Source organism: Cohnella sp. WQ 127256 (assembly GCF_024519285.1).
In the GTDB taxonomy this organism is placed as follows: Bacteria; Bacillota; Bacilli; order Paenibacillales; family Paenibacillaceae; genus Cohnella.
Genome location: NZ_JAMZCY010000002.1, coordinates 196,589 through 211,647, shown reverse-complemented (window position 1 = coordinate 211,647; position 15,059 = coordinate 196,589). Strand labels below are relative to the sequence as shown.

16 protein-coding genes are annotated in these 15,059 nt (G+C 45.1%); 3 read left to right on the top strand and 13 right to left on the bottom strand.

Annotation, left to right across the window (positions count from 1 at the left end):
* Positions 1-4: 4 nt before the first annotated feature.
* The 4 genes from M1K58_RS09125 to M1K58_RS09110 form a co-directional block, all read right to left on the bottom strand.
* Positions 5-823 (bottom strand): MetQ/NlpA family ABC transporter substrate-binding protein, encoded by an 819-nt coding sequence (locus M1K58_RS09125; RefSeq protein WP_256758467.1) that lies wholly within the window; start codon positions 821-823, stop codon positions 5-7.
* Positions 824-1,045: 222 nt separating this feature from the next.
* Positions 1,046-1,186, bottom strand: a complete 141-nt coding sequence (locus M1K58_RS09120) for a hypothetical protein (protein ID WP_256758466.1) — start codon at positions 1,184-1,186, stop codon at positions 1,046-1,048.
* A 146-nt stretch (positions 1,187-1,332) separates the two neighbouring features.
* On the bottom strand, positions 1,333-2,934 hold the full coding sequence (locus M1K58_RS09115) for a hypothetical protein (RefSeq protein WP_256758465.1): 1,602 nt from the start codon (positions 2,932-2,934) through the stop codon (positions 1,333-1,335).
* On the bottom strand, positions 2,931-3,812 hold the full coding sequence (locus tag M1K58_RS09110; protein WP_256758464.1) for an ABC transporter ATP-binding protein: 882 nt from the start codon (positions 3,810-3,812) through the stop codon (positions 2,931-2,933). Before M1K58_RS09110 ends, M1K58_RS09115 begins: the two co-directional genes overlap by 4 nt.
* 324 nt (positions 3,813-4,136) lie before the next feature.
* Here M1K58_RS09110 and M1K58_RS29645 point away from each other — a divergent pair, with 324 nt between their 5' ends.
* Positions 4,137-4,376 (top strand): dihydrofolate reductase family protein, encoded by a 240-nt coding sequence (locus M1K58_RS29645; protein ID WP_372339136.1) that lies wholly within the window; start codon positions 4,137-4,139, stop codon positions 4,374-4,376.
* Here the strand turns inward: M1K58_RS29645 and M1K58_RS09105 are convergent.
* The 8 genes from M1K58_RS09105 to M1K58_RS09070 all read right to left on the bottom strand — a co-directional run bounded on the left by M1K58_RS09105 (position 4,339) and on the right by M1K58_RS09070 (position 12,534).
* A complete protein-coding gene (locus tag M1K58_RS09105) occupies positions 4,339-5,196 on the bottom strand; it encodes a hypothetical protein (protein ID WP_256758463.1) in 858 nt (285 codons plus the stop codon). The two genes, M1K58_RS29645 and M1K58_RS09105, sit on opposite strands and share 38 nt — an antisense overlap.
* Before the next feature lie 302 nt (positions 5,197-5,498).
* Positions 5,499-6,158 (bottom strand): HAD family hydrolase, encoded by a 660-nt coding sequence (locus tag M1K58_RS09100; RefSeq protein ID WP_256758462.1) that lies wholly within the window; start codon positions 6,156-6,158, stop codon positions 5,499-5,501.
* Between the two features lie 370 nt (positions 6,159-6,528).
* On the bottom strand, positions 6,529-6,915 hold the full coding sequence (locus M1K58_RS09095; RefSeq protein ID WP_256758461.1) for an OsmC family protein: 387 nt from the start codon (positions 6,913-6,915) through the stop codon (positions 6,529-6,531).
* Between the two features lie 25 nt (positions 6,916-6,940).
* Positions 6,941-7,939, bottom strand: a complete 999-nt coding sequence (locus M1K58_RS09090; RefSeq protein ID WP_256758460.1) for an ABC transporter ATP-binding protein — start codon at positions 7,937-7,939, stop codon at positions 6,941-6,943.
* A gap of 1 nt (position 7,940) precedes the next feature.
* On the bottom strand, positions 7,941-8,942 hold the full coding sequence (locus tag M1K58_RS09085; RefSeq protein ID WP_256758458.1) for an ABC transporter ATP-binding protein: 1,002 nt from the start codon (positions 8,940-8,942) through the stop codon (positions 7,941-7,943).
* 25 nt (positions 8,943-8,967) lie between these two features.
* A complete protein-coding gene (locus tag M1K58_RS09080) occupies positions 8,968-9,873 on the bottom strand; it encodes an ABC transporter permease (RefSeq protein WP_256758456.1) in 906 nt (301 codons plus the stop codon).
* A 15-nt stretch (positions 9,874-9,888) separates the two neighbouring features.
* A complete protein-coding gene (locus M1K58_RS09075; RefSeq protein WP_256758455.1) occupies positions 9,889-10,839 on the bottom strand; it encodes an ABC transporter permease in 951 nt (316 codons plus the stop codon).
* 96 nt (positions 10,840-10,935) lie between these two features.
* The gene (locus M1K58_RS09070) at positions 10,936-12,534 is read right to left on the bottom strand and encodes an ABC transporter substrate-binding protein (protein ID WP_256758454.1); all 1,599 of its coding nucleotides are present in this window, start codon (positions 12,532-12,534) and stop codon (positions 10,936-10,938) included.
* A gap of 529 nt (positions 12,535-13,063) precedes the next feature.
* Between M1K58_RS09070 and M1K58_RS09065 the strand changes: the two genes are divergently transcribed.
* Positions 13,064-13,255, top strand: a complete 192-nt coding sequence (locus M1K58_RS09065; RefSeq protein WP_256758453.1) for a hypothetical protein — start codon at positions 13,064-13,066, stop codon at positions 13,253-13,255.
* A gap of 282 nt (positions 13,256-13,537) precedes the next feature.
* Complete coding sequence (locus tag M1K58_RS09060; protein WP_256758452.1) at positions 13,538-13,768, top strand: helix-turn-helix domain-containing protein; 231 nt, start codon at positions 13,538-13,540, stop codon at positions 13,766-13,768.
* Between the two features lie 19 nt (positions 13,769-13,787).
* Here the strand turns inward: M1K58_RS09060 and M1K58_RS09055 are convergent, their stop codons facing one another.
* Entirely contained in the window at positions 13,788-14,951 is a 1,164-nt protein-coding gene (locus tag M1K58_RS09055) for an MFS transporter (RefSeq protein ID WP_256758451.1), read from the bottom strand.
* Between the last annotated feature and the right edge of the window lie 108 nt (positions 14,952-15,059).

Sequence of the window (15,059 nt, the reverse complement as noted above, 5' to 3'; positions counted from 1 at the left end):
TTTATTACCAAGCCGTAACCATCGAGTCGCCGTACTTCTCCTCGACTAACGCTTTAACCTCAGACGATTGAAAAGCGTTCACTAATCTTTGATAGATCGGCTTATCTTTATCCGCTTCGCGAACTGCAATAATATTAACCCACGGTGAATCCTTTGGCTCCTTATAAATCGAATCCTTAGTTGGACTCAAGCCCGCATCAATTGCAAAGTTTGTATTAATAACGGCAGCTGTCAATTCGCCCAATGCTTTAGGAATAAAAGCTGCATCCAGCTCCTTGAATTTCAAGTTCTTAGGGTTCTCTACAATATCACGAATCGTTGCTGTTACTCCAACGCCATCTTTTAATTTAATGAGGCCCGCACTTTCAAACAGGATCAAGGCTCTTCCACCGTTAGTCGGGTCATTCGGCAAGCCTAATACGTCGCCATCCTTCAGCTCAGTCAAATCTTTAATCTTCTCGGAATATACACCCATCGGGTAGTTAATCGTATCAGCTAGCTTCACAACATGCGTGCCGTTATTCTGATTAAACGTATCCAAGTAAGGTCCATGCTGGAATGAATTCGCGTCCAGTTGGCCGTCTTCCAAAGCTTTATTAGGTTGTACATAATCGTTGAAAAGTATAAGCTCAAGCTCTAATCCGTCTTTGGCTGCAACCTCTTTAGCAACCTTCCAAATATCCTCTTCAGGACCGGACATAATGCCGACTTTAAGCTTGTTTTGAGCATCAGCACCTGTATTATTATTCTTTGCATTTCCGCAGCCAGCTACGACGAATGCCAGAATCAATAGGAGTGTTAGGGAATAATATGTGCGTTTCATGATGTGCCCCTTTATATTAATTTGCCACATAGGAATAGTGTGCATTTCACTTTAATGGATTCCAACCAAAGTAGTCAAATGGCAATTAATAACTACACCCTGAATGGCTCACTGGATGCCATGCCTATTGTCCTCTAGCAGAAGTTATAATCATATCCCTGTACGTATAGGGGGTCAAGATAGAGAACACTGGAATAAATCAAACTCCCCTCTGTTTGTCGCTTACCTTCTACTCCATGAATAGGTGAATAATGATATTACAAAGCCTAATAGGACAAGAATGATCGGAGCACCGATTAGAAAAATAAGTCCTGCTGTCGTTCCCTCGTAAGATGTTGTGCCGATAACAATAGCGATATCCACTCCGGCTACTTCTAGATAAATAGAATTCCCCCAATACATAGCCCAACTAGACCGAATAAAATCATATATTGCGCGGAAAATTTACCAAATGATTTTCTAACCATCTCAATTCCTCCTCAAATTGTTCCATGAAATTTCGCAATCACTCAACCATTTTGCGCTAAGCGTCTTCTCGCCTGGAAAGTAATCAACAGGAATCCTATACTTATCAAAATGTACAGCGTCCCCTTAACCCATGAGCTAGACTCGCCCCCCAAGAAATTCAGGAGTGGCATTTTATTGAAAGGTCCCAAATACCACAAGATCATATAGAGCACCTCAAAGGTTCTTTTCGTATGCGTCAGTACACCCGCTGCAAGCGCTAGGCTTGGAATGAAGATGACAGCGGAAAGCCAGTAAATGAGGGTTTCTGTATCTCCCTCCAGCAAAAGCCGAATGAGCATGCCGCTTCCTGTAAGGCCGGTCAACATTAATCCCGCGATCCATACCGCGAGCAATTGACGAGAGACGAAACGGGGACTTGATGCGACAAGAGTATGTGTCCGAAATCGAACCTCTCGACTTCCCATTTCTGACCAGAGGACGATAGGCCATATCCAGGTCATTGCCCATATCCAATTCATAGACACTGTAAAAGGGAGTACAAGACAGAGAACAGCGAGAATTGCCGCAATAACAAACCAGCCAAGCGAAACGCTCTTCATCATTAGGCGAAGCTCTGCCCGAATCAGTGGGACAATTGAATTTTGAAGCTGCACTGGAGCCAGTGAAGTTGCCCGTAACATAGTCCGCTCCGACTCGGTTGATGAAGCTGATGCAGATGTAGTTGTAGCTGTAACCGTGTCGTCAGATATATTCACAGATTGTCTCTTCACAGCTGCGTCACCGCCAGAACCTGCTGAGAAGGAAGACCCCCGAAAGCCTCGAAACAATAAAGCAGCAAGAACAACGAATACAAATGCCGCAGGGATTAGTAATAGCTGCTGCAAAATAAGTCCACTCGTCCAATCCACACCGTTCCATTCAAACAACTTAAGCGGCTTATCCAGAATAAGAATGCCACTCCCATAATCACCCGAATAATCCGGATGCAATAGGGCGAGCTTATTTCTCATATCTGACGTAATCACATCTGTTCCAAATCCGAATAAGGATGAGCTTGAACTAAAGCCGATAAACAGGATGAAAAAAATAACATTGCCCAGCATCCCGCGCAACACTTTAAGGGATTCGAACAGGACAGCAAGAGCCGCTACGACAAACATAAACGGTAGTGTCAATAGCAGGAATGGAGACAGCAACGGCCACAGTTCAACCTGCATCACTTCTCCCCGGACAAGCTGCATGGTCAATGACATTAGCATGATGACCGACACGATGGTAAACAAAACTGTATAGTTACTGCATGCCTTACCAAGCAAATAGTGAAGCTTCTCCACAGGAGTCGCTGCGATGATCGGTCCCACTTTGTTTCTGTCATCTCGTTGTATGCTGCTCTTCACCAAGTAAAATCCAAATAAGGTGAGAAAGAGCGTTGTGGAAATTGCGACTGAACCTCCTACCCAAGCCGAATTATATATCCCTCGGTATTCATCCATGTATAGTGTCACATAACCTGCATCAGATGGTGGGACGAAGAAGTACGCTGCTAGCATGTTGAGTCCGAGAATGACTAGGAAGGAAAACTGTCTTACTCGCTCTAAGAAATCAGCACGAGCAATGTGATAGATTGTTCGGAGGGCCTTCATCCTACGCCCTCTTCCTGAGCTGATCTGATGTACAAGTAGGCATCCTCTAGACTAGGAGAAACTTGAGCTGCATGCGGCAACGGCGGTATATCTGAGACAATACGAAGCAGCATTCCATCCTCGTGTCGAATGGTACCACTAATCATCCAGCGTGATCGCGCATCCTGCAGCTCTTGTTCGGAGATGACAACCGACCATACTTTACCTTGCATCCTGCTCAAGAGCTGGCTAGGATTCGACTTCGCCAGCAGGTTACCCTGGGATAAGATTGCAATTTGATCCGCTGTCGCTTCGATGTCCGATACGATGTGTGTAGAGAAAATGATAATCCGTTCACCAGACAAATCCGTCAGAAGATTACGAAATCGTATCCGTTCTTCCGGATCCAAGCCTACGGTCGGCTCGTCGATAATAAGTAGCCGTGGATCGTTCAGCAAAGCCTGCGCAATGCCAATTCGCTGGCGCATCCCACCGGAGAAGCTACCGATTGGCCTTTTTATAGCACCGTGTAAATTCAGGAGCTCAAGTAAATCTAGAATTCGAGACTTCATATAGCGAACATTTAAGCCTTTAAGAGCAGCTATGTATTGTAAGAACTCGACAGGATTCAGATGCGGATATACGCCAAAATCCTGAGGCAAGTATCCAAGGGTACTTCTTAGTTCATTAGGATGCTTGGCGATATCGATTCCATTCCACAATGCAGTTCCTTTTGTGGGCTTGGATATCGTTGCGAGAATGCGCATTAGCGTCGACTTCCCAGCTCCATTCGGTCCAAGTAAGCCGATAATACCGGGCACCAATTGTAGATTGATTTCATTTAGTGCCCAACGGTTCCGTTCGTATTGTTTGCCAACTTGATTGATCTCTAGTCGCATGTTCCGACCTCCTAATTGCAACGTTGGTCATATGGGTTTGCGTGAAACTTAAACCAAATATTACCTCTCAGTGAATTATAAACATTGGCAATTCTACTTGTAATGGTCCGAAGTAGAGCGATTTCCTAGACCTTAGTTGGAGCAGGTGATGCGACTTTCGGTGAATCGGGAAATGCTCGGTTGCTCAACGCAAATAGGGTAATCTCAGAAGGTCAGAACCGACCTAGGAGATTACCCTATTACCTTATTGGGGAAAGAGATCTAAGGGGACGAAAGGAGATGATCTGAAGGTCAATCCCTTTAATTTATCGTGAACTTAAGGAAGTGCATTGGGGTGATTACGGCGATACGATCTCACTGCTTAGCGGTGATTTGAAACCGTGTATAACCGAGCTTAAAAGGGAGATCGAAGGCAACATTATCGTTCCGGGAAGCGCCGATCTGGTGCAGAGTCTATTAAATGCAGATTTAATAGACGAATTTAGCATGATTATCCACCCCGTTATTCTCGGGAGCGGCGAATTTGCTAGATTCCCAGCGTTCGGGCAAAAGCCAATGTATTAGCCAAAATGAGATCCTTGTTGGATAAAGACGACCCTGCGATTTGATTTTTCATCGAGTCTACGAAATCATTTATGTTACTTGCATTTACGCTCTCAAATCGGTTATCGATTTGGGTTGATCGCAAACCCTTCATGAGCTTATCCTGATCTTCGCGATAAGCCTTTACCCAGTCTGGATTTTGCTGCAGCTTTTTTGCAAATTGAATGTGTATGCTCCCCGTATTTCCACCGCTGACGATTGCCTCTTGTAATTTCGAGTACGATTCAGGATCATACTTTTTCATCAAATCCCCTGCGCTCACATAATCCTCCGGCGCTCCGCGGGGTTTTTGAGGTAATTCAACGTAGGATACACGGCCTGTCTCCGGATCGATCTGTCGGGTAGTGGCAACCGCGGCCAACAATTTGATCGTATCCAAGAATTCCGATCCTTCTTCGGGTTGCATATAATTGTCCGCAAGAAACTTAGCTTGAGTAAGACCCGCTTCTGTTAAAGCAGATCGCTCCTCGGAGCTATAATCTACGTTGGCAGCAAACAAATTGGATTCAATCAGACGATCTACCGCTTCGCGGACTTCCGGGCCTTTCCCGGCAAGTACTTTGTCTAAAGAAGCTTTGATCTCTTCATTAAAGTACATTTGCGCAGGTTTATGCTCGATCACTCCGATTGGCAGTTCACGGGAAACGACATCGCTAAGCTCCACGGTATCGTGGCGAAGAAGCTGCGATAGGTCGCTGCTTTCCATTCTAGGAGAGTCGGAAGTCGCTGTCGCAGTATATAGATTAGGTAGCGTGGAACCGCTATTGGCACTTATTCTCATTTTCGAGTCTCCTCTATGATCTTTTCACCGCATTCGTCGGCTATCGTTACTTCAACTTCCTTCTTACCCCCTCAAGCTCATCCAGCATAGCCGGACGGCGGGGGTAGTTATCGCTCAAACTGTCAACAACACCAATATATGAATGTCAAAAGCTAGTTTGTAATCAAGAAGGGTTTCCGCGACCTGCAAAATGGTCATCATTTCGGCACATATCCGATTACAACCCCCGTAAAGTACGAATCCTCGATCCGAGTTGCGGCGAAATCAATGATATTCACCTGCTTTATATAATCAGTCAGCCGCTATCTTAACACCAGCTGCATGATTTCTTCCCAAGTCGACCCTTCCAAGCTCTCGAGGAGCAGATCCGCTTCGGAGAAATCCATCTGTGCCGTGACCGGATTAGGAACGACGAGACCGTGAAGTCCCGCGGCTTTGGCAGCGCGAAGTCCGTTCATCGAATCTTCGACGGCGATCGCTTCCTCTGGGCTTACGCCCAACGCTTCCACGGCTAATCTGTACAACTCCGGATCCGGTTTAACGCGCTTCACGTCGTTCGAGGATCGGATGACTTCGAAATAGTCGCGGATCCCCTGCCGTTCCAAGTGCATTTCGATCCAAGCGCGATCCGAGCTGGAAGCCAGACCGATCTTCAATCCCAGGCGCCGTGCTTCCTCCAGCCGATCCAATGCTCCGGGGCGGAGCGAGACGCTTTTTACATTTTCGATATGCCTCGTTCTATAGCAGTTTCGCAGTTCCTCATGATCCAAAGTCCGTCCCGTTTTCATTTCCAGATCGCGGTAAGGATCGAAGCCTCCGACCGTTCCGATGCAGACCGCCCAAGTTTCCAATGGAAGCTCCTGCCCGTGTTCAGCGTAGATGCTGCAGATCGTGTCGTAAGCACATGATTCCGTGTCCATCAACGTACCGTCGAAGTCGAATACGACTGCTCTAATCGGCATTTCTTCCACTCTCCCGGTTCTCTATTTTTATGTATACATCTATTTTACCAAAAATAGAAACTGATCGCTTCCTAAATCTAGGAGAATACTAACTTTGATTATTGAATAAACGTTGTAAACTACTCTTGTAGAGTTCGGCCAGTTCATCGTAAGGAAGTTTATCTCTTTCCATCCACTGTTTCATTTCTTACATGGCATATTGGCGCTCAAAGCTGTTCCATTCTTCCCAAATGCCAAACTGAGAAAGCGTATCCCTGAAGTTTCGATCAACAAAAAACCATACGAAAAAGACGGATAGACGAGTTCCCCCGCAAATCCGTCCTCGGTTTGAAATTCAATAGCGCACTATACTACCTACCCTAGACTAACATTAGATTTCTATCGTCTCAATAACTGCGCCTTCTTTAAGCGTATTGCCAATCGTGCATGCCCGCTCCACCACGCTCATCAGCTTCTTCTTGTAAGTCTCGTCCAACGTCGAAGGTAGCTTAACCTGCACATTGAAGTTAGAGAATCTGTTCGTTCCGTCCGCAGCCTTCGTCGCCTTCACTTCCACGCCGATCGAGGACTTATCGTATTCAACCTTGTCGTAGTCCATGATCTTTTGCAGAGATATCGATACGCACAAGCCTAGAGCCGCTTCCAGTAATTCTCTTGGAGACAAGCCGCTTTGGTTTGGCGCTGTGCTGCCAATGATCTGTAAGCCCGCTTCATTAGATATTTCATTTTGACCTTCTACGATTTTAATTGTTGTCATGGTTTATAACTCCTTTAATGAGATGTTAGTGAGCTGAAATAAGGTGGCAAGCCACACGCTGATTAGGACGTACTTCCTTTAAGCCGGGTACTTCCGCTTTACATATGTCCGTCGCATAAGGGCACCTCGTATGAAAAACACAGCCCGAAGGTGGAGATAATGGAGATGGAATTTCACCTTTGAGAATGACCCGTTCGCTCAACCGATTACGAGTGAAATCAGGAACGGCTGAGAAGAGCGCCTTCGTATAAGGGTGCAACGGTTCGTTAAATAAATCATCTGTTAAAGCTTCCTCGACAATCGTCCCTAAATACATAATGCCGATGCGATCAGAGATGTAGCGAACAACACTAATATCATGCGTGATGAATAAAAGCGTTAGTTGGAGCTCCTTCTGCAGCTCCTTCAGGATGTTCAGAATCTGCGACTGAATGGAAACGTCCAGCGCCGATACGGGCTCGTCACATACGATGATTTTCGGATTCATAATGAGTGCTCTTGCCAAGCCAACCCGCTGCCGTTGTCCCCCGGAAAATTCATGCGGATATCGAAAATAATGCTCTGGCTGTAATCCGACGATTTCTAATATGCGAAACACTTGCTCCTGGCGTTGCTTCTGATCCCCCATCTTATGAATGAGTAGCGGCTCCTCTAGAATAGGGCCGATTCTTTTCCTTGGATTCAAGGAGGAGAATGGATCTTGAAATACGAACTGAATATCCTTGCGGAACTTGCGTAATTCATTTCTCGTCAGCTTCGCTAAATCTTTATCCTCATACAGCACTTGCCCAGAGGTTGCGGGAGTAAGCCCTAATATCGTGCGGCCTGTTGTGCTTTTACCTGATCCTGATTCTCCAACCAATCCATACGTTTCTCCTTTATACAAGCGAAAGGATACATCCGTCACGGCGTTCACATAGGACTTCGTCCCAAACCATTTGCCGAAGGATCCATACACCGGAAACTTCTTCTCGAGCGAGATCACTTCCAGAATCGGTTGATTAGCAGTCGTTTCATTCCTCACATCAGGCCCTCCCCTCTAAGTTGTTAATGGCTGCATAGTTCCAGCATTTCACACTATGCTCGGCGTTCACCTTTTCCATTAAAGGTTCCTCGTTGAAGCACCGTTCATCAGCATAAGGACATCTAGTCGAAAAACTGCAGCCCCGCGGAATATCCGCAATAGAGGGAACTGTCCCTTCGATTACATGCAGCTTCTCATGGCGGTTCCCATCCATTCTCGGAATGGACTTGATCAACCCTTGCGTATACGGATGCAGAGGCGTCGCGAATAACCTTTCTGTCGTCGTGTCCTCTACAATTTGTCCGAGGTACATAACCTTCACGCTCGTACAAATCTCAGAAACGACTCCCAGATCATGAGTAATAAATAAAACACCCATTCCCATTGTCCGGTTTAATTCCATAATCAACTCGATGATTTGCGCTTGAATCGTAACGTCTAGCGCAGTTGTCGGCTCATCCGCAATTAAGAGCTTTGGCTCACAGGACAGCGCCATAGCGATCATTGCGCGTTGCTGCATCCCGCCCGATAATTGATGAGGATAATCGTTCACTCTTATTTCCGGAGACGGGATACCCGTGGCTCTCAGCACTTCGATCGCTTTTTTGTGCGCTTCTTTTTTCGATATTTTCTGATGCTGACGCAGCACTTCTACGATTTGGTTGCCGATGGTATAGACAGGATTAAGTGAAGAAAGCGGATCTTGGAAAATCATCGCGATCTCATCGCCCCGAATAGCTCGAAGCTGGGATATCGGCATAGAGAGCAATTCCTGATTATCGAACCGAACTTCTCCTTCATACTCAATTGAATCCGTATGCTCCAGCAACCGAATAATAGACTGAGACATTACGCTCTTCCCACAGCCCGATTCCCCGACAATTCCGATAATTTCCCCTTTGTTTATCGTGAAGCTGACCCCGTTTACTGCCGTTACTCTTCCCCGCTCTGTATGAAAATGTGTTTTTAAATTTTTCACTTCCAATAGAGGCACACTGTTCATAGAAACACCTCCAACTTGATCCGTATCATGATTTCTTTTGTTTAAGCTTCACACGAGGATCTAGGTAGTCCCGTAAGCCGTCACCGAATAAATTTAAGCTGAGAACAGAAATAATAATCGCTACGCCCGGAAATACGACCATCCACCAGGCTTTATAGATAACCAGCTTACCCGCTTGCAGGATATTGCCCCAGCTCGCTTCCGGAGCAGGAATGCCAGCTCCCAGGAAGCTTAAAGCAGCTTCCGAAATAATCGCCTCGGCGAACACGAACGTAGCCTGTACAAGTAAAGGCGATAACGTATTGGGAACGATATGCAGCCATATGATACGCGAGTTGCTTGCGCCTTGAGCATGCATCGCTTCAATATAAGTTTGCTCACGAACGACTAGTGCCGTGGATCTCACGATTCGCGCAATGTTCGGGGTAAAAACAACCGTTAACGCCACAATGACATTGAATGAGGAAGCGCCAAGCGCAGCCATCAAAGCAATGGCAAGCAATATACCCGGAATCGCAATTAAACCATCGCAAATTCGCATTAAAATATGATCTAATATTTTGTAATAAGTCGCATAAACCCCAATGATCAATCCGAGAAACGAGGATAGCAGCGCAACGATGAGACCTATGCTGATGGATACTCTTGCGCCGTAGATGATTCTGGTAAACAAATCCCGTCCGAATTCGTCCGTCCCTAGCCAATGATCCGCGCTAGGCGGAAGCAACCGATCCAATACCTTCATTCCGTATGGACCATAGGGGGTGAATAACGGGCCGATAATCGCTAATACGATTAATAAAATAATAATGGTCGCGCCGATTAATAGTCCGTAATTGGATTTCAGGCGACGAAAGCGTAAGGTGCGTTGCTCTTTCTTCAATCTTTCGCTGATCTGAGCAATATCTTCTTTTTTCTGGAGCGTAATCATATTGAACCCCCCTCCCTATTTGCGGTCCAAACGTACACGCGGATCGACAAAGCCGTATAGTAAATCGATGATTAAATTTAATCCTACATAGATAACCGTCACGATAAGAACAACGCCTTGGATAACGGCAAAGTCCCTTCTTGCGATTGAATTCAAGATTAATTGTCCTAAACCGGGAATATTAAAAATAGACTCCACGACGACTGCTCCTGTCACCAATACGCCGAACGTCTGCCCGATGACCGTGAGAATGGGTAGAAATGCATTGCGAAACGCATGCTTAAGCAGCACCCTTGTCTCGCTTAGCCCTCTGGATCGAGCTGTTTTGATGTAATTCAGATTTAACACTTCAAGCATGGACGATCGAGTCATTCTCGTAATCAGAGCCGCTTGGATCGTCCCCAATGAAATCCCTGGGAGAATTAAATATTGCAAGTGCGCCCACAAGCCATTACTCAGCGACTCATAACCAGCCACAGGCAACCACTGAAGCTTAACGCCTACGACAAGCATGAGTAATAATCCTAGTAAGAAGCTGGGTATCGCCATTCCAAGCAAGGATACGCCCATGAGTGAATAATCCACTGCAGTTCCTCTCTTGTAGGCGGCAATAATTCCGAAGGGAATGGCTAGTATCAGCGCTATGATCTGGGCTAATATCGCCAAAGAGAGAGTCGGTCCGATGTGTTCGGCAATCGCTTGACCGACGGGTTGATGCATCGAAATGGATTGCCCCAAATCGCCCTTCAATAAATTCCCGACCCAGTTGAAATATTGCTCGTATATCGGGCGATTTAAGCCAAGCTCCTCGTTGAGCGCTTCTATTTCAGCTTCTGAGGCTTCGATCCCCAGAATCACGGCAGCGGGAGCACCGGGAGTTATATGAATAATTAAGAAGATAGCGATCGTAACGACAAACAGTACAGGAATTAGCGATAAGAGTCTTTTTGTAATGTAAGCTAGCACTAAAACCCCTCATTTAACTATTTTGTATATACCGAAAAGAAAAGAGGGCGTTAGCTAAGTTACTCGGGTAACTTGTAACACCCACCTCTATGCTGATTATTTTGCTATTTTAGCATTCCACACGACCGGCGCCTCGAATAGTTCGAAATCTTCAATGGACTTGTTAACAGCTACAATTCCGTTGTAATGTCCAATAACGGTGGAAGAACCGATTTCATATAAGTAGCCCTGTAGTTGTTCCCATTCCTTCTTAGCATCCTCTGGAGTCGCTGCTCCGCGAATCGCTGCCAGTGATGCTTTTACTTTGTCGTCGTTCAATCCAGCCCAATCCGGATTTACAGCTAACAGCTGCGGCGGTGTTAATTGATAACCCGTGCTCGCTACGAACAGATCCCATTTGCTACGATCGTTCTTAGTTTCCAAGAAGGTAGGGAAGTCATAGTTAACGACTTTAACATTCATGCCGATCTGACGAAGCTGCTCTTGGATAACCAATGTTGCTGCATACATTTCCGCATAATCCTTAGTCGTAAGCAACGTAATTTCTTCTCCGTTATAGCCTGCTTCTTTAAGCAATTTTTTCGCCTTTTCCGGGTCTGCTTGGTTGTAATATTCTGCTCCCGCATCATTAGCCCATTGCACCTGGTTCGCACCTAAGTAGCCTGGCGCAAGAGAGTATAATTCTGGCTTAGCGAAGCTTGCTAACATGATTTCCTCGTTATTAAGTGCAGCTAGAATGGCTTGACGGTATTTCACATCGGATAACAATCCTTCGCTTGTATTCAAGAATGCCGTTAAAGCACCACCAGGGAAGGAAAGCAATTCAAGATTCTTATCGGCTGCAAGCTCGTCGTAATTCTCGATTGGAATACTATCAGCAATGTCGTACTTGCCAGTCTTCACACCTGCAATGCGCGTCGAGTGATCCGTTACGAAATGGAAGTAAAGATTTTCTGTAGGAGCATCCTTCCTGCCATAAAATCCGCTTGCCTTTTCTTGCGAGGATTGATAGTCTTGGAATTTCACCAAGTGGATGTACTGATCTTGCTTCCATTCTTGGAACTTGTATGGCCCTGTTCCGATATACTCCGTAACTCCATCTGCCGGTGCGGTATCAATGATCTCCTTAGGCATAATCGATGGGAACTGTGCTTGGGAAGAGATGAGAATCAAGACGTCGGAAGAGGGCTTCTCTACCGTTAATTTCACTGTATAGGTATCGATGGCTTCAAATTTGGCATTCACCAAAAGGACCTTCGCACGTGAAGATATCGCTAACCAGCGGTTCATCGATGCCACGACATCCTCAGATGTCATCTCTTTGCCGTTATGGAACTTAACACCTTTACGAAGCGGAAACGTATACGTCAAACCGTCTTGGCTAATTTCTACCGATTCCGCAAGCACTGGTACAGGCTTATAATCGGCATTGAGAGTGAACAGTTGTTCAAAAATATTCCCAGCAGTATCTAGCGCTACAGCCGACACAGTCACTGCAGAATCCAACGTTGGCGGTTGTGCTGTAAGTGCGATGTTCAATTCATTTTTGTATTCCTTCTGTTCCTTCTGTGTAGCGCTTGGGCTCGCTGATGCTTCTGCGCCCTTTTCATTTGTATTATTCTTGCTGCTGCATGCGGCGAGCAAGATAGACAATATAATTACAGATACCAGTACGTTAATCTTCTTGAACTTCATAAGTAATCCCCCTGTTGTAACCCATCATTATTTTCGAAACCTTGCTCATGACAACTAGCTTGAAAATAATAAACCTCATAATTCCTAGTTGTCTTATTGGAATAATGTATTAACGAAATATTAAACCAATACATAAAAGTTGTCAACAAAATTCGACAAACGGTTTCGAGAAGAGGGGATTGACGAGAAAAACTCGGCAATCTTGGGAGATTGTCGAGTTGGTTGGGGGTAATAATGAAGCTCAATACCCAGTCAATTCATACATAGGATCACGTAAGTTTGCTCGCTTAAGTAGTAAAGGTAGATCCCGCTTCAGTCCTCTATAGTGAGTACATTTTCTCCCCGGCGATATTCATGATATTGCTTGATGGTGAAGCGTTGCTCGACAATCTCATCCCCGACGAATTGGAATATAACGAATGAACGGAATTCAGTGTATTTTGATTGGATTGGGATATGGAAGCGTTTATATGATAGACTCAACTTATTAACTTATAATCTAATTAGTCACATATGGAGGACTTATCTCATGCGTAGATTTAATTTTACCCGACCTTTACTGATCATTGGGATCGCACTTCTTTCTAGAATACTAACCACACAAATATGTATTTTATTTGGAGCTACGCCGGAAACGGCCGAAAATATTGGTTTTGCTGCCATGATGATTGCAGCTCTTCTAACTTATTCGCAAATGAACAAAGCCAGAAATAGGCGGTAGTGGTAGTCCCCTGACGATAGCTTTACCAAACAATCACGCTCTCGTAGGGTAGACATCTTGAACCCCTTTGATGTATAGCCATTGTTTTTGGAGTGAACCCATTTCGCCATGCAGTTCCATCCATTGCTTCAATAATCCATATGTACATTACCACTTTAATCCAACCGTCCATGCATGTCACTCCTAAACTTCAGCCTCCACGTTACGTATTTACGTACCAGGACATAATTCATTATATGGTACGTTTTTGCGTATAGTCATTAACCAGCTGGAGTGATCCTTTTGTCCAAAAAAGTAATCGTTAAAATATCCGGTCTAATCAAGCAACGTGGAATATCTTTGAGGGAACTATCCCGCTTATCCGATGTGAGACATGCTGCTTTGAGTGAGCTTGCAAATGGTAAGCGCGCTAACATTAATTTTGCCCATATCGAAAAAATCGCCGATGCTCTAGGCATCAGCGACATTCGGGAGATCATTGATTTTATTGAGTGTGATAACACTTTATCATAAGTGATTCCACATTCATTCACTAAGAAGCACTAACCTCATAACTCTCATTAACCAATTTCTGATGGTGCTTGTTCGCGATAAACAGCAAGCAAGCAGACGTACATAAACAGCACAAGATCAAATAAAGCATGGGGCCGCCCCAACGGTCAATGACTATGCCCCCCATTGCATTGCCAACAATACCTCCAACTCCCCAGGTCACAGCCGCATACACGGTTTGCATCGTCGCTGCTGTCCCCTTGGTGGAGTAACTCTGTACAACCTCAACAGCCGTACCTGCGGCGAATGCAAACGCAATTCCATTCAGCAGTTGAACCGCTAGCGTCACAGAGACATTGTCGACCATAAACAAGGTGAAATACTGAATGCCATAAATCGCAGCAGCCAGACACAACACTTGATATCTACCTATTCTTCTGCTCAGCTTGGTCGCTACCCAGAACATCGGAACCTCAAGAATGGCGGCAATCGCATATGCGCTCCCGATCCAGCTTTTATCAAAACCCATTTCCTTGAAGTACAGCGGCAAAAAGTTCAGATTAATGGCGGCGGACATCATCATGAGCATACTTGTGACCACGAATATAACAAAGGGCTTATTCCGAACGACCTCACTCATCTGACCGAATAACGTGAATTTTTGACGAGCGGCTTGGGCTTTAGGAAAAAATAAAATCACCAAGCATATCGTTGAGCTAACGACTAAATAATAGATAAAGATATTGTCATAGCCGTATTTAGCGTATAGAATGCCCGTAATGAATGTCCCAACCGCATAGCTTAATGCTCCCCACAGCCTAATGCTGCCGAAGGAATATCCTTTACTGCTGGCAATTTCCACAGCCATTGAATCACCAATCGGTCCAGCAGCGGATTGGAACCATGCGAAGAAGATTGACAGAACCACAATCCAAGCAATTCCCTCTACGATTTCAAACCCCATGCCTAGTATCGGAGCGGCTATGGCGCAAATCATCAATATTTTACGAGGATTGTTAAACCGATCATTAATCATGCCCATAACGGGTTGAGCAACAATACTAACCATCGCCCATAATGACAAGATAAGACCAACTGTGGTGGAGCTAAAGCCCCTCTCGTTAAAATATAGGCCCGCATATGGCATAAAAACAGACATGGCCAAATAAAACAAAAAATAATAGCTTGCTAATGTTATTCTCAAGATGTATCTCCTCATTCCCGCAGCAAACAGGCTTACTTGTTACGACTACTTATTTAATCATATCAAGAAAACTAAATATAGTATTTATTATTAATAATTTTGACCCTA